The sequence below is a fragment of the Acetobacter fallax genome, assembly GCF_011516735.1.
In the GTDB taxonomy this organism is placed as follows: Bacteria; Pseudomonadota; Alphaproteobacteria; order Acetobacterales; family Acetobacteraceae; genus Acetobacter; species Acetobacter fallax.
Window position 1 is genome coordinate 22693 of sequence record NZ_WOSX01000010.1, and the last position, 18066, is coordinate 40758.

At 61.1% G+C, this 18066-nt stretch carries 16 protein-coding genes; 13 read left to right on the forward strand and 3 right to left on the reverse strand.

Translation table 11 applies throughout. The features are described 5' to 3' along the window. Positions 1-62: 62 nt before the first annotated feature. Positions 63-524: a hypothetical protein gene (locus GOB85_RS07265; RefSeq protein WP_242011346.1), complete on the reverse strand. Its 462-nt coding sequence runs from the start codon at positions 522-524 to the stop codon at positions 63-65. Between the two features lie 144 nt (positions 525-668). Between GOB85_RS07265 and radA the strand changes: the two genes are divergently transcribed. The 7 genes from radA (at position 669) to GOB85_RS07300 (ending at position 9146) form a co-directional block, all read left to right on the forward strand. After that, positions 669-2057, forward strand: a complete 1389-nt coding sequence (radA, locus tag GOB85_RS07270) for a DNA repair protein RadA (RefSeq protein WP_173576936.1) — start codon at positions 669-671, stop codon at positions 2055-2057. Positions 2058-2758: 701 nt separating this feature from the next. Then, positions 2759-3988, forward strand: coding sequence for a dGTP triphosphohydrolase (gene dgt, locus GOB85_RS07275; protein ID WP_173576935.1), 1230 nt, complete (start codon positions 2759-2761; stop codon positions 3986-3988). 202 nt (positions 3989-4190) lie between these two features. After that, a complete protein-coding gene (locus GOB85_RS07280) occupies positions 4191-5273 on the forward strand; it encodes an MBL fold metallo-hydrolase (protein ID WP_173576934.1) in 1083 nt (360 codons plus the stop codon). Positions 5274-5771: 498 nt separating this feature from the next. Next, positions 5772-6254, forward strand: a complete 483-nt coding sequence (locus GOB85_RS07285; RefSeq protein WP_173576933.1) for an RcnB family protein — start codon at positions 5772-5774, stop codon at positions 6252-6254. Between the two features lie 831 nt (positions 6255-7085). Next, entirely contained in the window at positions 7086-7595 is a 510-nt protein-coding gene (locus tag GOB85_RS07290; RefSeq protein WP_173576932.1) for an ankyrin repeat domain-containing protein, read from the forward strand. Next, the gene (hisC, locus tag GOB85_RS07295; RefSeq protein ID WP_173576931.1) at positions 7592-8659 is read left to right on the forward strand and encodes a histidinol-phosphate transaminase; all 1068 of its coding nucleotides are present in this window, start codon (positions 7592-7594) and stop codon (positions 8657-8659) included. Before GOB85_RS07290 ends, hisC begins: the two co-directional genes overlap by 4 nt. A gap of 199 nt (positions 8660-8858) precedes the next feature. Next, on the forward strand, positions 8859-9146 hold the full coding sequence (locus tag GOB85_RS07300) for a hypothetical protein (RefSeq protein ID WP_173576930.1): 288 nt from the start codon (positions 8859-8861) through the stop codon (positions 9144-9146). Positions 9147-9949: 803 nt separating this feature from the next. Here the strand turns inward: GOB85_RS07300 and GOB85_RS07305 are convergent. Further along, positions 9950-11179: a UbiH/UbiF/VisC/COQ6 family ubiquinone biosynthesis hydroxylase gene (locus GOB85_RS07305; protein WP_173576963.1), complete on the reverse strand. Its 1230-nt coding sequence runs from the start codon at positions 11177-11179 to the stop codon at positions 9950-9952. 203 nt (positions 11180-11382) lie between these two features. Here GOB85_RS07305 and glnK point away from each other — a divergent pair, with 203 nt between their 5' ends. The 3 genes from glnK to GOB85_RS07320 all read left to right on the forward strand — a co-directional run bounded on the left by glnK (position 11383) and on the right by GOB85_RS07320 (position 13026). Further along, positions 11383-11721 (forward strand): P-II family nitrogen regulator, encoded by a 339-nt coding sequence (gene glnK, locus GOB85_RS07310; RefSeq protein ID WP_173576929.1) that lies wholly within the window; start codon positions 11383-11385, stop codon positions 11719-11721. 135 nt (positions 11722-11856) lie between these two features. After that, entirely contained in the window at positions 11857-12207 is a 351-nt protein-coding gene (gene erpA, locus GOB85_RS07315) for an iron-sulfur cluster insertion protein ErpA (RefSeq protein ID WP_173576928.1), read from the forward strand. Between the two features lie 48 nt (positions 12208-12255). Continuing rightward, the gene (locus tag GOB85_RS07320; RefSeq protein WP_173576927.1) at positions 12256-13026 is read left to right on the forward strand and encodes an exodeoxyribonuclease III; all 771 of its coding nucleotides are present in this window, start codon (positions 12256-12258) and stop codon (positions 13024-13026) included. Positions 13027-13333: 307 nt separating this feature from the next. Here the strand turns inward: GOB85_RS07320 and arfB are convergent, their stop codons facing one another. Next, entirely contained in the window at positions 13334-13756 is a 423-nt protein-coding gene (gene arfB / locus GOB85_RS07325) for an alternative ribosome rescue aminoacyl-tRNA hydrolase ArfB (protein WP_173576926.1), read from the reverse strand. 408 nt (positions 13757-14164) lie between these two features. Here arfB and GOB85_RS07330 point away from each other — a divergent pair, with 408 nt between their 5' ends. The 3 genes from GOB85_RS07330 to GOB85_RS07340 are packed head-to-tail and all read left to right on the forward strand — an operon-like array spanning position 14165 to position 18013. Then, positions 14165-14854: a gluconate 2-dehydrogenase subunit 3 family protein gene (locus tag GOB85_RS07330; protein WP_173576925.1), complete on the forward strand. Its 690-nt coding sequence runs from the start codon at positions 14165-14167 to the stop codon at positions 14852-14854. A gap of 1 nt (position 14855) precedes the next feature. After that, positions 14856-16640, forward strand: coding sequence for a GMC family oxidoreductase (locus GOB85_RS07335; protein WP_173576924.1), 1785 nt, complete (start codon positions 14856-14858; stop codon positions 16638-16640). A gap of 50 nt (positions 16641-16690) precedes the next feature. Continuing rightward, a complete protein-coding gene (locus GOB85_RS07340; protein ID WP_173576923.1) occupies positions 16691-18013 on the forward strand; it encodes a cytochrome c in 1323 nt (440 codons plus the stop codon). Positions 18014-18066 lie beyond the last annotated feature (53 nt).

The following is an 18066-nucleotide window of genomic DNA, read 5'->3' on the forward strand; positions in this document are numbered from 1 at the left end:
ATAACCTCATGCCCGGGCAGACAGGCACGGCACCCGGACAAAGAAGTTACCGCAAGGTGCCGTCAGGGAGCCAGCGGGCGACCTTCAAATGCGCCGAAAAACACATAGTGAAGGAACAGGTCGCCCTCATACCCGAGAAGATCCGGATTGACGGCCACGTAGGCCTTCCCGTCAAAGTGCGCATTCGGCCTGCGCCCTTCCTTGTAACCAACCGTCCTGTAATGTGTGGCCGCGTCAACACCCGCACCCGCCACATCAGGATAAGCCGTCAGATACCATTCCGAATCAAAATACAGAGCATCACGCTGTGGCGGCACCTTCGGCCGGACAGGCTCGGCAACCTCAACAATCTCAATGATGTCATCTTCCGGCAGTGTGTCCGCTTTAACCGCACGCTTCCTGCCAGCCGCAGATTTCGCACTTCCGACAATCCCGGGCTCACCCCGGCGACCGGAAGACTTGGCTGGTGCCGGCTGCCGTGCCCCTGCATGGCTTGCTGATGTTTTCACCCTGGCTCGTGCCACGCGTTCTTCTCCCCTAAGTCCCTGACGATCCATAAAAGATCACAGAGTGCAATGTTTATAGACCCGGCGGGGAAAGACAATGTTCCGCCGCAACAGATTCCCGTTAAAATACACTTAAACACAGACCCCGGAGGAAACTCTCTTTTGGCAAAACGTCCCGTTCACCGCTTTGTCTGCCAGACCTGCGGCGCCGTTTACCCTAAATGGAGCGGCAAATGCGAAGCCTGCGGCGAGTGGAACACCATCGTCGAAGAGAGCGTCGAACCCACAGTCTCCCGCGCCAGCCGCTCCAAAACCCGCCTCACCCTCACCGGTCTCGAAGGGCACGCGGCCCCTCCACCCAGAATCCATACCGATATCGCCGAACTCGACCGCGTCCTCGGCGGCGGCCTCGTCCCCGCCTCCGTCGTCCTCGTCGGCGGTGACCCCGGTATCGGCAAATCAACCCTCCTGCTGCAAACCGCCTGCCGCCTCGCCCGGACCGGACAACACGTCGTCTATATCTCCGGCGAAGAAGCCGTCGATCAGATCCGCATGCGCGCGCAAAGGCTGGAACTCGCCGCCCCGACCCTCCAGCTCGCCGCCTCCATCAACCTCTCCGATATCATGGCCACCCTCGACACCGAAAAACAGCTCGGCCTGGTCATCATCGATTCCATCCAGACCATGTGGCTCGACAGCATCGACAGCGCCCCCGGCTCCGTCGCCCAGGTCCGCGCCTGCGCCTTCGAACTCATCCGCCTCGCCAAAAAACGCGGTTTCGCCCTCATCCTCATCGGTCACGTCACCAAAGAAGGCGCCCTCGCCGGCCCCCGCGTCATGGAACACATGGTCGATGCCGTGATGTATTTCGAAGGCGATCGGGGCCACCAGTTCCGCATCCTCCGCGCCGCCAAAAACCGCTTCGGCGCCACCGACGAAATCGGCGTTTTCGCCATGACTGACCATGGCCTCATCGAAGTCCCCAACCCCTCCGCCCTCTTCCTCGCCGAACGACGCGGCAACATCGCCGGGTCAGCCGTGTTCGCCGGAATGGAAGGAACCAGACCCGTCCTCCTCGAAGTCCAGGCCCTCCTCTCGCCCAAAGCCGGGGACAGCAGCCCCCGCCGCGCCGTCGTCGGCTGGGACTCGGGCCGTCTCGGCATGCTCCTCGCCGTGCTCGAAACCCGTTGCGGCCTCAGGCTCTCAGCAATGGACGTCTACCTCAACTTCGCCGGCGGCCTCCGCGTCTCCGAACCCGCCGCCGACCTCGCCGTCGCCGCCGCCATCATCTCCGCCGCGACCGGCCACCCCACCTCCGCCGGCACCGTCTATTTCGGCGAAATCGGCCTCTCCGGCGAACTCCGCCAGGTCTCCCAGGCCGATCTCCGCCTCAAAGAAGCCGCCAAACTCGGCTTCAATACCGCCATCCTCCCCCGCCGCGTCGCCCGCGCCACCAACGCCACCGTCCGTCCCCCGCCAGGCCTCACCCTGAACGAACACGGACACCTGTCAGACCTCGTCGCCATGATGACCGAAAATACGGAAGAGTGACGCCCCGGCACTGGCCGAACCCACTCACCCAGGCCGGCCTGATCATCACTCAGGGTTCGTGTCCGGCCCGCTCCCCCGATGGCGACGCCTCCTTCACTCCATATCCGAGGCAGAAATACGCAATTCAATGGCTCTGTTATCATTAAGGGCTGATCTGTGATTTTTTAAAGGGCTGGCGGAAGACCGGGCTCTGCCCGGACCCGGAAGGGGTTCGTCACGCGAAGGCGTGCTGTACGCGATGCCCCCTTCACCCCGATCTGTTGATCAATTAAGCAGGTTTCCAGAGGCTCTGTTGTCATTAAGTATTGGCTCCTTCCCAGGGCTTTGCCCTGGAACCCACCAAAGGTCACAGACCTTTGGAAACCATTTTATTATGAATCAATCGGGGTGCAGGGGCCGTCGTGCGCAGCACGCCTTCGCGTGACGGTCCCTGCCGGGTTCGGGCAGAGCCCGGATTCTGCTAACCCTTTGAAAAATCACAGATCAAAACGTCATGACAACAGAGCCAGTTCAAAGCCCTGCGTGATACCCTCATCACAGGCCACGGCAGCCACGAAACCGCCAGTCTCGCTCTGAAACAGACCACGCAGGCATAACATTTCCTCCAATAGGGGATAGCCCCCGTATCCCCCAAACCTCGCCACCTCTCCCCAAACATGCTCAACTCCCCCTCGTAAGCACGACCACCACACGAGGACCGCATGACCACAGCGCCGTACGCCATCCACGCACGGCCCACACGGGGCAGGCTCCACCAGGAGGCAGAATCCCCCACCCGCTCTCCCTGGCAGCGTGACCGCGACCGCGTCATCCACTCCTCCGGATTCAGACGTCTCCAGTACAAAACACAGGTTTTCATCAATCACGAAGGCGATTTCTTCCGAACCCGCCTCACCCACTCGCTGGAAGTCGCCCAGATCGCCCGGTCCATGGCGCGAAACCTCGCCGTCGATGAAGACATCACCGAAGCCATCGCGCTGGCCCACGATCTCGGTCACACCCCCTTCGGACACGCCGGCGAAGACGCCCTCTCGCTCGCCATGGAAAGCTGGGGCGGCTTCAGCCACAATACCCAGGCCCTCCGTCAGGTCACCATCCTCGAACGCCGATACCTTCAGTTCGACGGCCTCAACCTCACCTGGGAAACCCTCGAAGGCCTCGCCAAACATAACGGCCCCGTCGATAACCCGGACGGCTGGCTCCGCGACTACGACGCCGCCCACCCGCTGGACCTGCACACCTTCGCCTCCGTCGAAGCCCAGCTTGCCGCTCTCGCCGACGACATCGCCTATCATGGCCACGACCTCGATGACGGCGTGAAATCCGGCCTCCTCGCCCTGGACGATCTCACCAGCGTCCCCATCGTCGGCACCGCCCTCAAAGAAGCCCGCTCCCTCGCCCGTCACCTCCCGCCCCGGAGCAATCCCGCTTACGGCGCCGGAGAAACCGGCGAGCCACCAGCCGAAGGCTCTGTCGCCATCCCCGCCCTGGAACAGCGCCTGCGTCATGAAACCGTCCGCCGCGTCATCAACGTGCTCGCCACCGACGTCCTCACGCAGACAAAACGCAACCTCTTGAAACTCGACCCGCACTCCGCCGATGATGTCCGCCACGCGGATCGCCCCATGGTCGCCTTCAGCCCGAAAATCGCCGATGCCAACGCCGCCATCCGCGAATTCCTGTTCGCGAAACTCTACCGCCACTGGAAGGTCAACCGCATGACCCACAAGGCGAAACATGTCGTCGCCGAACTCTTCTCAACCCTCGGCTCCTCCCCCGGTCTCCTCCCCGATGGCTGGCGCGATCAGGCCCTCGCCGCAACAGACGAACCCGCCAGACGCCGCGTCGTCGCCGATTATCTCGCCTCCATGACAGACCGCTTCGCCATGGAAGAACACCGGCGCCTCACCGATCTGTCTGTTCCCGGCTAACGTCACGGGGGCATTTCAAAAAGTATGGAAATGTCCTTCGCGAAGCCTGGCCGGACGTTGCCCGGACCCGGAAAAGGTCACAGACCAGCTCAAACCATTTTATAAAACAAACCGGGGTGCGGGAGCCTGCGGTCCCTGCAGGTCTTCGTGGGGGCGCCCTGAAAATACCTCCGACAATTCAAATTCCGGAGCCTGCAACACAATGCCTTTCGTCTTCCCCGTTTCCGACCACTGCGATGGCGAACACTTCTCCAATCTGCCCCTGCCCGCCAGCTGGCAGCCCGCCCCGCGCCCGCCCGCCTGGCCCGACGACCCCATACCCGGCGCCGCACCCGCTTCCGGACGCAAACGCGGTGTCAGACCCGCCCTGATGCTGCGCTGGATGATTTCCATGGCCCGCGACCAGCAAAAACAGATCAGCGATCCCATCCCCACGGGCGACCCGCACGCCATCCCCGATCCCGGCACCGTCAGCGTTACCATGATCGGTCACTGCACCTTCCTGCTGCGCCTCCGCCAGAAGGATGGAAGCGTCCTCACCGCCCTGACCGACCCCATCTTCTCAGAACGCTGCTCACCGTTTTCCTTCTTCGGTCCGAAACGCCTGCGCCCGCCCGGACGTCTCTTCAAAGATCTGCCGAAGATCGACCTCCTGCTGATCTCACACTGTCATTACGACCACCTCGATCTCCCTTCCCTCCGCTCCATCGCCCGCCGCGATAACCCCGTTGTCATCACCCCCCTGAACAACGGCGACATCCTCCGCAAAGCCGGCCAGACCCGCATCGCCGAACAGGACTGGTGGCAATCCTCCCGGATGGGCGACACCGAAATCACCTGCACCCCGGCCCGCCACTTCTCCCAGCGCTCCCCCTGGGACGCCTCAAAACGCCTCTGGAGCGGCTTCATGCTCCGCACCCCACAACCGGACAACGCGCCGCCACTCTCCATTTTCTTCGCCGGTGACAGTGCCCACAGCCCACACTGGCAGACCATCCACGACCGTCTCGGCCCGCCCGATCTCGCCCTGCTCCCCATCGGCGCCTACGCCCCGCGCAACTTCCTGAAAGCTGTCCACGTCGACCCCGTCGAAGCCGTCGCCGCCTTCCGCAGCCTCAATGCCCGTCGCGGTATTCCCATGCACTACGACACATTCCCCCTGTCCCGGGAACCACCCGGCGAGGCCGAACGCTGCCTCGCAGAAACCGCCGCCTGGGCCGGCCTCGCCCCCGACGCCTTTGCCCCAATGGCGTTTGGAGAAACACAAAACATCCTGCTCCGCTAAGACTCTGCCCGTTCCAGGTGCTGGCGCCCTCTCAGGGCTTTGCTCTGGAAACCATTTTATTATTAATCAATCGGGGTGCAGGGGTCGTCGTGCGCAGCACGCCTTCGCGTGACGGTCCCTGCCGGGTCCGGGCAGAGCCCGATCTTCTTCCAGCCCTTTGAAAACTCAGGCTTCAACACGTAACGACAACAGAGCCTTTGCCGGGGGTCCATGGCAGGGCTCCGCCGTGCTTCCCGGAAAACCAGCGCTGCGCTTCACACCCTAAAATTGTAAATAAATGATGCTGAATATTGAGTACGAAGGCAGGAACACCGGCAATCCCGCCCGGCATTCCCGCCTCAGCCGGCATAGGAATTCGGTATCCAGACTGCGCTTACCTGCCGTCGGGAAAAGACACATTTCAGCAGGGCTGCCCATAACCGTCGCCGCCTGTTACGAGAGCGGCAAATTTTCGCCACATCAGGGCACTCTGATGAGTCGGTAAAGAAGGAGATTTCGATGTCCACTAAGATGAATCGCCCCATGGCCCTCCTTATGGCCCTGGCGATGACGGTTGCTCCCGTCGTCGCGGCAGCCCAGCCGGGTCCGGGAGGAAGAGGGAATGATGGCGGAGGTCGTGGCGGCGGCGGTCATGGTGGAGGAGACAACGGCGGTCGTGGCGGTGGTCCGGGCCGTGGTGGCTTTCGCGGCGGCGGAGGAGGCCCGCATGGCGGTATGTGGCGCTCCGGGGACCGCTATAACGGGGGCGGCGTATACGTTGACAACTGGCGCGGATACCGTGGCCTGTCCGCCCCGCCGCCAGGGTATCGCTGGATAGATTACGGCGGCAGCTTCCTTCTCACGGCAATCACGACGGGTATCATCGCCAACGTCATCGCCGGCAGCGGATATGGCGCCGCACAGCCGGTCGCAACGCCCTATCCGACCTACGGCGCATATCCGTCCGGGCAAGCGCCATATCCGGCATCGCCTGGCTACTGATCTCACAGATAAGATAGCCCGCCAGAGGTCAGAATCCTCCGGATACCGGCGTATATTAAATAAATCGGGATACAGGGATCTGCGGTCCCGGGGGAAGTCCAGGCAAAACCTGGACTTCCCCCGGCCCTCTGAAAAATCACACTTCAAACACTCAGAGGCTGTTTCAAAAGCCTCACCGTCGGGCGGGAACTTCCCCCTGACGGGCGTGACCGACGCGTGTTTTTGAGCACGGAAGCGGAGCAGTCGTGCGGGCCGTGAGCACCGGAGCGCAGAAAACGCGCGTCAGATCGCCGGCAGAAGGGCTTTTCAGCCTCTTAACGAAGACAGAGTCTCTGGAAAGGCTCTGTCTTCGTAGGTGTTGATCTGTGATTTTTCAAAGGGTTAGAAAAAGACCGGGCTCTGCCCGTACCCGAAAGGGGTCGCGGCCCCCTTCACCCCGATCTGTTTATAATAAAACGGTTTCCAAAGGTCTGTGACCTTTGGTGGGTTCCAGGCAAAGTCCTGGGAAGGAGCCAGAACTTAATGACAACAGAACCTTTGGAAACCATTCAGGGTGCAATGGCCTGCGGTCCGAGCCGGATCCGGGCAGAGCCCGGATTTCGCCAGCCCTTTGAAAAATCAAAGGTGAACACACAACACTGACAGAACTCTTCCGAAGACCCCCGGCCTCTGGCTGATCCAGGAACAAAGCCCCTGCCACAACACAGCCCGGAAACCGGAACCCAGCCACCACCACACATCCGGCGCCGAACGCTTCGCAAGCCGCCACCTATGCCGTAAGAACAAAAAAGCCGGAACCCGGGTCCCGGACAGCAACAGGAGGAGAATCTCATGACAGACCAGGAAGACAAAACGTTCGACCAGGCCGAAGTCGAGGCCCTGTTCCTGAACGCAGCCCGCGACGGCGAAACCGACCTCGTCAGCGAATTCATCGTCGCCGGCCTGAGCCCCGATCTCGCTAACGACAAAGGCCATTCCGCCCTCATCCTGGCCACCTATAACGGCCACGCAGACACCGCGCGCGTCCTGCTCAACGCCGGCGCCAGCATCGATCAGCGTGACGCCAAAGGAGCCACCGCCCTCGCCGGCGTCGCCTTCAAAGGCGGCGTCGCCCTCGCAAAACTGCTTCTCGAAGCCGGCGCCACCGTCGACGCCCCCAACACCGTCGGGCGTACCCCGCTCATGTTCGCCGCCATGTTCGGCCGCAGGGACATGGTCCGCCTGCTGCTCGAAGCCGGCGCCGACCCCGCCATGAAAGACGGTGAAGGCCAGAGCGCCCGCGATCTCGCCACAGCCCAGGGCTACCCCGAAATGATCACTCTGCTCGGAGGCGACGCGTGAGCCGCTTCTGGAGCCCCCTCGTCCACCGCCTGACCCCCTACGTCCCCGGTGAACAGCCCAGAATCACCAACATCATCAAACTCAACACCAATGAGAGCCCCTACGGCCCCTCGCCAAAGGCCATCGCCGCCATCCAGGAAGCAACCAGCGACAGCCTGCGCCTCTATCCCGACCCGGAATCCCTCGCCCTGCGCGAAGCCATCGCCGCCCGCCACGGCCTGACCGCGCAGCACGTCTTCATCGGCAATGGCTCCGACGAAGTCCTCGCCCACGCCTTCCAGGCCCTGTTCAGTCACGGTGACCCGATTCTCTTCCCGGATGTCACCTACAGCTTCTACCCCGTCTATTGCGGCCTCTACGGACTCCCTTTCCAGACCGTGCCGCTCGACGACACCATGCGCATCCGGCCGGAAGACTACACCACCCCCAACAGCGGCATCATCATCGCCAACCCGAACGCCCCGACAGGGATTGCACTCAGCCCTGGGGACATCGAAAACCTGCTCGCCAGTCACCCGGACCGGGTGGTTCTGATCGATGAAGCCTATGTCGATTTCGGCGCCGATTCGGCCATCCCGCTGATCGCCCGCTATCCGAATCTGCTCGTCGTCCAGACCCTCTCCAAGTCACGGGCCCTGGCCGGGCTGCGCGTCGGTTTCGCACTCGGTAACCCCGATCTGATCGAGGCCCTCGTGCGCGTCAAAGACAGCTTCAACTCCTATCCGCTCGATCGTCTGGCCCAGGCAGGCGCTCTGGCATCGATCGAAGATGAAGCCTGGTTCAGCGAATCCGTGGCAAAAATCATGGCCACACGGACAAACCTCTCAGCCTCTCTCACAGGACTGGGATTCGAGGTCTTGCCTTCCTGTGCCAACTTTGTTTACGTTCGGCATCCTGATCGTGACGCAGCCATGGTGGCTGCCGCGCTGAGAGAAAGGGCGATTATCGTGCGCCACTTAAAAGGCCCGCGAACGTCCCCATGGCTCAGGGTGACGATCGGCACCGACCCGCAATGCGCGGCTCTGGCTGACGCTCTGGGGACAATCGTCCGCAGGAATACCTGACCCGGTCACACCGGAGCAGTCCTGAAAGCGTCATTTTCCGGAAACAGACCACAAACCGGCATGCCGGCGCGGGTTGATCGGCAGGATCAGCCTTTCGCAAAGCATTGTCGGAAAATCCTGTTTCTTCGTTTTTTGTTCATGGTCTGGCCCTGTAATGGGGCCTGTCTCCTTTTGTCCTGCCTGATTGGGTTTTGAAATCATGCGTGCGTTTCACGGCCAGCTTTCGGATAACCAGCCGATCCGCCGTACTCTTGCCGAGAAGCAGAAACAGCTTCGCGACCTGAAAGAGACACTGGGGTCGATGAAGTCACACACCGCTCCCGCCCTGCGCGAGAGCGTGCGTAAGCGCATCGCCCAGCTCGAAGCCGAACTCTCCGCCGCACCGGCCCTCAAAGCCGCCGGTGACACCAAAAACACCCGGACCACCCCACGCTCCGACGACGCCCAGCGTCGCCCCCGGAGCCGCATCCGGTCAGACGCCCTCTGAGCTAAGACCCGGAACCAGAAAAAGCGCCCGAGGGATCACTCCCCGGGCGCTTTTTTATGCCAGAACCAGCTCCGCGCCCGAACCCGGCCGGGGCCGCAGGCCCCAGTACCCCGGTTTGCTAATCATAAAACGGTTTGCAAAGGCGAGCCTTTGCCGGGTTCCAGGGCAGAGCCCTGCCCCAGCCAGTCGCACACAGGTCAAAGGCCAGACCCTCCGGTATGAACCGGCTGCTGAAACAAGTTCAGCACGGTTTATTGTGCGACTTGCCGAGGCCCGGAACCAGGAGGCGGTGATCAACGCGGTCGTCGATATCTTTTCCGGAAATATATAGTCAAATCCGCAAACATTTTCTCCTGAGTTACGGGAGATACGCGTCTGCGATGCCTTTGTTGACATACGAAACCGGGACCCGACGCATCCAGATCTGAAAGGTCCCGAAATCGTCAATACCGAAATGAGAGCAGGTGATCTTCTGATCTTCATTACTCCGCCTGCGCACGGCGTTCGCCCGAATCATTCTGAAAACAGGGTTCGGATAGCACAATATATTTCAATGCATCTCGCTGAAGAAGAGAATGAAGCCGAACGACAGGAGCGTGTTCGCCTCTGGCGCGAACCGGACCATCCTCAGCGTGATGCCTTCTCCGGGGATCCCCGACAGTGGGGAAAACACAACGCTGAGACAGCATGCCTGACTGCGCCGGGTGAGAAACGTCCGGAACTGAAAGACCGGGGTGAACAATAAAACCAGACAAATCCCCCCTGTCACAAATTCTCACCCCCGCAACAGGAGCACCCCGCCCTCAAACCCCCATCGCATGCTTCACAAAAGCCTTTCGCAGACGCGGAAACCGCTGCACCGTCGCAATCCCCATATCCCGCGCCAGCCGAAGAACCGGATTGTCATTGCTGAACAGCCTGTCCAGCATATCCGTCGCCACAAACATCAGCATGTTCGTGGGCCGGCACCGCGCCTGATACCGCGCCAGCAATGCAGGTGATCCAGGATCTTCCCCGCGCCTGTGCGCTTCGATCAGCAATTCCGAAAGCGCGATCACATCGCGGAACCCAAGATTCAGCCCCTGCCCGGCAATCGGGTGAATCCCATGCGCGGCATCCCCCGCCAGAATCAGCCGGGTCGCCGTATAACGCTGGGCATACTGTGCCGAGAGCGGATAAACCCACCGACGACCCACCGGCGTCACCTCGCCCAGACGGCTCCCCATCCGACGCTGCAACTCCCGCGCAAACTCCCGCTGCGGCAGCTCCGCAAGCCGACGCGCCATCGCATCCTTCTCGCTCCACACCACCGCCGAAAGATGAGGATACTCAGCCGTCCCGGTCATCGGAAGCTGAGCAAAAGGACCGCCCGGCAGAAAATGCTCCAGCGCACCGTTATCATGCGGAAACTCATGCGAAATCGCGCAGACAATCCCGCTCTGCCCGTAAGGCAGCTTCGTCACCGCAATCCCGGCCTGTGACCGCGTCCGGCTGCCACGCCCGTCCGCCGCAACAAGCAGCCGCGCCCGCACCACACGACCGTCCTTCGCCGTCACCGTCACACCAGCCTCATTGCGCACCACAGACACCTCCGCAGGCGCCAGCAACGTCACGTTCGGAGAGGCATGCAACGTCGCATTCAGCGCAACCCGCAGCGCCCGCGCCTCGGCCATCCAGCCAAATGGCTGGGTGGCATCCTCGCGGGTAAACTCAAGCGACAAAGGAGAGGCCGGTTCGCCAGGCCGTCCGTCCGTCACCAGAATATCCTCAATCGCGCACGGCACATGCGGCAGCCGCTCCCACACACCGGCTGCCTCCAGCAGGTTCTTCGAACCCGCGGCAATGGCATAAGCCCGGCCGTCAAAATCCGGGTGCTCCATCGGCGGCAGCGCAGCCCGGTCGACAACCGCCACGCGAATACCCTCACGCGCGAGCCTGCACGCAAGCGTCGCGCCCACAGGCCCCGCACCGATAATACAGATCCCGACGTCAGCAGCATTCGCCCCGGTCTGATCCGTCATGCCGGATGTCATCATGCCCGTGTCCTTTCAAAAATTGAGGGGTACGTGTCCCGCCGCCACAACCAGCCACAGGCCGCCGGATCAACCCCCGTCAGACCGGCCGGGACATGGCACGGTTTATGACAGGAGACTATCCCGTACTAACGTGACAGCGGCCTGGCGATATGCTTCCCTGTGACAGTCATTTTGCCTGCGTATCTGAATGAGGAACTGCGATGAAGCTCGTCACGGCCATAATCAAGCCCTTCAAGCTCGATGACGTTCGCGATGCCCTCTCGCCGCTTGGCATCCAGGGACTCACCGTCTCTGAAGTCAAGGGTTTCGGACGCCAGAAGGGACAAACGGAAATCTATCGCGGCGCGGAATACCACGTCAGCTTTCTGCCCAAAATCAAAATCGAAGTCGCCATCGCCGACAGCCTGGTCGATCAGGTCGTCGAAGCCATTCTCCAGTCCGCTCACACAGGCAAAATCGGAGACGGCAAAATCTTCGTCAGCGAACTGTCACGCGTCATCCGGATCAGAACCCGCGAAAGCGGCGAAGACGCACTGTAACCCGCCTCGGGGCGCTGCCCTGAAACCGACAAAGGCCATGTTCCTCTGTGGTAGTTCAGGGCAAAGCCCCCAAAAGCACATAACAAAACACGCATCGCTCTTCCCATCCCGCCACCGGCACCCCATTATCCTCTCATGACCCAGCCGCCACGCTTCTCCGTCTCAGACGCCGCCGCCCGCCGCATCGCGGAAATCATTGCCGCGCGCGGCAATGACGAAACAGCGCCCGCCCTGCGCGTGGCCGTGTCAGCCGGCGGCTGCAACGGCTTTCAGTACGAATTCCGCCTCGACCCGGAAACCGCCCCCGATGACGCCGTTATCGAAGCCCACGATATCCGCGTGGTCGTTGACCCGGCCAGCCTCGATCTCCTCGCCGGCGCGGAACTCGATTTCGTGGATAAACTCATGGGCGCCCATTTCGCGGTGAAAAACCCGAACGCGGCCTCCTCCTGTGGCTGCGGCACCAGCTTCTCCCTCGCCGGCTGAATCCCACACACCACCCACCGGGAAGCCTCACGCCAAAGCTATGCCAACATGAAAATCGCAACCTGGAACGTCAACTCCGTCCGGCAGCGCCAGACCCTCGTCCTGGACTGGCTGAACCGGGTCAGCCCCGACATCCTGCTTCTCCAGGAAATCAAGTGCGAAACCCACCAGTTTCCGACAGAAGCATTCGAGGCCGCCGGCTACACCTCCCTGGTCGTCGGGCAGAAATCCTATAACGGCGTCGCCGTCCTCTCCCGTATTCCGGTCGAACTCCGCGCCACACACCTCCCCGGCCTGCGTGACCCGGCCCCTCCGGCCCGCTACATCGAAGTCTCCACCGGCACGCTCACAATCGGGAACCTCTATCTTCCCAACGGCAACTCCGGCGGCGAAGCAGGCTACGAAAATAAGCTCGATTTCTTCAATGCCCTCGCACAACACGCTGAAACCATGCTGCGCGACGGAACGGACTTCATTCTCGCCGGCGATTACAATGTCTGCCCGACAGACCGTGACCTCGCGCCCGGCGCCCTGCCCCCCACAGACGCCCTTGTCCGTCTGCAAAGCCGCGCTGCCTTCCGCCGCCTGCTCTGGCTCGGTCTGACAGATGCCGTCCGCGCCCTGCACCCCAACGATCCGGCCTACACGTTCTGGGACTATCAGGCCGGCGCATGGAACCGCGACAGCGGGCTGCGGATCGATCACGCCCTTCTCTCCCCCCGCATCGCCGAACGTCTCATCAGCGCCGACCCGGATCGTGAGGAACGCTCGCTACCCCAGCCCTCAGATCACGTGCCAGTCCTCATCACGATTAAATGAACGCCCGCACTCAACCGATAGCTGCTTCGTAAGGCTCTGTTGTCATCAAGTGCTGGCCCTTCCCAGGGCTTTGCCCTGGCACCCACCAAAGGTCACAGACCTTTGGAAACCATTTTATTGTAAATAAATCGGGGTGCAGGGGCCTGCGGTCCCTGCCGGGTCCGGGCAGAGCCCGGCCTTTTGCTAACCCTTTGAAAAATCACAGATCAGCACGTAACGCGAACAGAGGCCGGGCAAAGGTCTGCGACTTCTGGTGGTCATCACGGGCAAAACCCTGAGAAAGCGCCAGAAGCCTCGACCCCGGACATCAGTCGTCCACACCAGCCCGCCGGCCCTTCTTAACACCCGCCCGATGCGCCTTCCCGTCCAGACGCCGCTGACGGGCCGCCCGCCCCGGCCGCGTCGCCACACGAAATGTCGGACGATGGGCCGCCTCACGAATCAGAGCAGCCAGACGCCCGATCGCATCCTCGCGGTTCTTCTGCTGCGTGCGAAAGTTCCGGGCGGTGATCACAATCACTCCGTCCCGCGTCGCACGACTGCCCGCCAGCCGGATCAGCCGCGCCTTAGTGCGGTCACACAAAGACGGAGACCGCACCGCATCGAAACGAAGCTGTGCCGCCGTCGCAACCTTGTTGACATTCTGACCACCGGGACCGGATGCCAGAATATAAGAGAAAACCAGCTCTGCCTCCTGAAGAGACACGCCAGGAGCAACAGTGATAGCCATGCGAAAAATCGGGAACCGAAAGGAAGATGAACCTGTGTTCATTCTGAACGCAGGAAATGAACGCCACTTCTAACAGGCCCTGAGGGCAGATAGCCAGCCACCTCGCCTGAACACCTCTGAGACTGTTTCAGAAGTCCCTCCGCCAGCACTCCGCCCCTCATTTTCCAGGTCCGACGCTCAACACGGCCCGCTGGCCACTCCGCTTCGATGCCCGGAATTCATGTCAGCCACCCCCATCGCAGGGTACTTTCGACAGGACGAAAAACGCCTGAGACAGTCTCTCAGCCAGAACACACCATCAGATGACCGGAACCCCGTTCAGTTTGCCCCACTCCGCTCCCCGTCTCTATAGTCACGGAACACACCCGCCCGCTCTGCCCTGTCGTTACGTAAAGCCACCATCATCCTATGCTGTCCCCGCCTCTCTCACGACGCCGCTTTATCCAGGCTCTCAGCAGTGCCACAGCACTCACCGCCTGCACCTGGCTCGCCCGCAGCCCGAAAGCCGCCCCGCAGGCCAGCGCCTACACGCCGACATTTTTCACACCCGAAGAATGGCGCTTTCTTCACGCCGCCTGCGACCGTCTGATCCCCGAAGATGCGAACGGCCCCGGCGCTGTCGAACTCGGCGTTCCCGAATTCATCGACCGCCAAATGGCAACCCCATACGCCCATGGCGCCTTGTGGTACATGCAGGCACCCCACGTCGCCGGCCCGGCCAATCTCGGCTATCAGCTCCCCTACACACCACGGGACATCTACCGACGCGGCATCGCGGGAGCACGCAAGCTCGCCCGCCAGACGCACAATGCCGAGTTCGCGGATCTGGACGCGGACACACGCGACAGCGTCCTCACCGTGCTTGAAACCGGCGATCTCCAATTTGACGATCTGCCCGCATCAACCTTCTTCGGACATCTTCTTGGCAACACACAGGAAGGCGCGTTCTCCGACCCGATCCACGGCGGCAATAAAGGCCTCGGCGGCTGGGCCATGACCGGCTTTCCCGGTGCCCGCGCCGACTTCATGGACTGGGTTGACCAGTACGGCAGACAATATCCGCTCGGCTCCGTGTCGATTTCCGGAGAAACCATCTGATATGGCCACCATCACCAGAAAATCCGTGGATGTCGTCATCGTCGGAGGCGGCTGGGCCGGCTCCATCATGGCCAAAGAACTGACAGAAGCCGGCCAGCACGTCGTCATGCTCGAACGGGGCGGCGAACGCAGCACAGCCTCAGACGGCGCCTATCCCGGCTCCCTTGATGAACTCGAAGGAAATTTCCGCTTCAAAATTTTCCAGAAACTCTCAAAAACAACAGTCACAGTAAGAAACAATATCAACCAGACTGCTCTCCCCTACCGCCAGCTCGCCGCGTTTCTTCCCGGTGAAGGTGTCGGAGGCGCCGGCCTGCACTGGTCCGGTGTCCATCTGCGCATGGCGCCGGATGACCTGACACTGCGCAGCACAGTAATCTCAAAATACGGAAAATCCTTTATCCCGGAAGGCATGAATCTTCAGGACTATGGCGTTACCTATGCCGAACTCGAACCCTATTTCGATAAAGCCGAAAAAGTCTTCGGCACATCCGGCGAAGCTTACAAAGTCCAGGGGAAAATTGTCGGCAACGGAAACGCTTTTGCCCCTGACCGCTCGGATGATTTCCCTCTGCCGCCGCTCAAAGACGTCACTGGCGCGCATCTCTTCCGAAAAGCTGCCGCGGAAGCGGGGTATCACCCCTATTCCATCCCGGCAGCCAACGCCTCCCGGCAATACACCAATCCCTACGGCGCCCAGATGGGTCCGTGTAACTTCTGTGGCTATTGCAGCGGTTATGCCTGCTACATGTATTCCAAGGCCTCGCCGAACGTAAACATTCTGCCCGCGCTGCGTAAAAACCCGCTTTTCGAACTGCGCTCCAACGCAACCGTGCTGCACGTAACGCTCGATTCCACGAAAAGCCGAGCCACAGGCGTCATCTATCTCGACGAGAAAGGCGATGAGATCATCCAGCCAGCCGAACTGGTGATCCTGGCGGCCTTCCAGTTCAATAACGTGCATCTGATGCTCGTGTCCGGAATTGGAAAACCCTACGACCCTGTCAGCAACACTGGTGTTGTCGGACGCAACTTTGTCTATCAGAATATCAGCACGACAACCGCCTGGCTCGATCCGTCAGTCTACACCAGCCAGTTCATCGGAACCGGTGGCGGCGGCGTCGCTTTCGATGATTTCAACAGCGAAAATTTCGATCACGGGCCGCAGGGTTTCATCGGCGGATCACCCGTCTGGGTCAATCAGGCCGGCGTCAAGGCGATCGCCGCTGCAAAAGCCGGTGGGCCGCCGGGAACTCCGCGCTGGGGCTCCGCCTGGAAAAGCGGCATGATCGACACCTATAAACATGCCGTCCGCATGGATGCTCACGGGTCCAACATGGCTTATCGCGATGTTTTCCTCGATCTTGACCCCACCTGGAAAGATGCGTTCGGCCGTCCGCTTCTGCGAATGACGTTCGACTGGAAAGACAACGACATTCGCATGAACCGATACGTCGTCAGCAAAATCGCGAATGTGACAAAAGCCATGGGCGCCCGCAGAACCCATCTCGGAATGAAGGAATTCGGACAGCCCTTCGACACACGTTTCTATCAGACAACCCATCTCGGCGGCGGCGCCGTCATGGGCAACGATCCCCAAACCAGCGCGATCAACCGTTATCTGCAATGCTGGGACGTTTCCAACGTCTTCGTCATCGGCTCCAATGCGTTTCCACAAGGCACAGGCTACAACCCGACCGGTATGGTCGCCGCTCTCGCGTACTGGAGTGCTCACCATATCCGTACGACTTACCTGAAAAACCCCGGCCCTCTGGTCCCGGCATGATGACAAACCGAAAAAAGATCCCGGTTAGAAACCCGGTTTTCCAGACACTGATGTTACGCAAAAAGACATATCTGCTCGCAATTCCCGGTGCGGTCTTTGCCCTGTCCTTCGCAGGAAGCGCCACGGCAGGCGACAACGCCTCCATCGCAAAGCGCGGTGAATATCTCGCACGGGCTTCTGACTGCGCGGCATGTCACACGGTGTCCGGACACGCACAATTTTCAGGCGGCGTGCCTTTTGCCCTCCCCTTCGGGACGATTTTCTCGTCCAACATCACACCGGATCGCGATCACGGCACGGGACGCTATACGGAAGCCCAGTTCGGCCGCGCCATCCGCGAGGGGGTTCGGGCCGACGGCTCGCCGCTCTATCCGGCCATGCCTTACCCGTCTTATGCCCGCATGACAGATGCCGACATCCATGCGCTCTACATCTATTTCACGACAGCAGTCACACCATCATCCGAAATTCCACCGGTCAATACAACAGCCTGGCCGTTGTCGATCCGGTGGCCACTGCGAATCTGGCAGGCTTTTTTCGTTCCGAAGTCAGACCAGGCGAAGAAATCAACAGAACGCTTCCCGGATGACGCCGTCATGGCCCGTGGAGCCTATCTGGTCGAAGGCCCCGGCCACTGTGGCGCGTGCCATACACCACGAGCAGCAACACTTCAGGAAAAATCCCTAACAGCACAGGAAAGTCCGCTTTTCCTGTCAGGCGGAAGCGCTGTTGACGGCTGGACACCCACAAGCCTGCGGGGAGAAAACCGGACTGGTCTCGGCCGCTGGTCAGAGACCGATATTGTCAGCTTTCTCCGCAACGGACGTGTCGCACACGGTTCCGTCTTTGGCGGCATGTCCGGCGCTGTCGGCCACGGAACGCAATATCTTGATGACAGCGATCTCCACGCCATCGCCCGGTTTCTGAAATCTCTTCCGGCATACGATAAAGATCAGATCCCGTGGCACTATGATGCCTCCGAAGCACAGGCGCTGCGCAATGGTGATACGTCAGCACCGGGCGCCAGACTCTATGTTGACCGATGCGCCGCCTGCCACCGGACGGATGGAGCAGCCTACCCGACAACCTTCCCGCCGCTGGCCGGCAACCCTGTGGTGATGAACCCGGCTCCGGACAGCCTGATACAGATCGTCCTCGCCGGCAGCACCATTCCCGCAATGCGTGCCTCGCCCTCTGCATTCGTCATGCCAGGCTTCGGCAAAACAATGACCGACGAACAGATTGCGGAAGTCGTGTCATTCATTCGCGCCAGTTGGGGCAACAATACCGCTCCGGTCAGTCCCACAGATGTCGCTCGCCTGAGAAAAAGTCTGTCGACAGCAACCCCCGTGACCCCGACGCCACTCAATTAGACCGGAGTGACAGTCACCACATAAAAACTGACCGTCAAAAAGAAGGCCAGGGC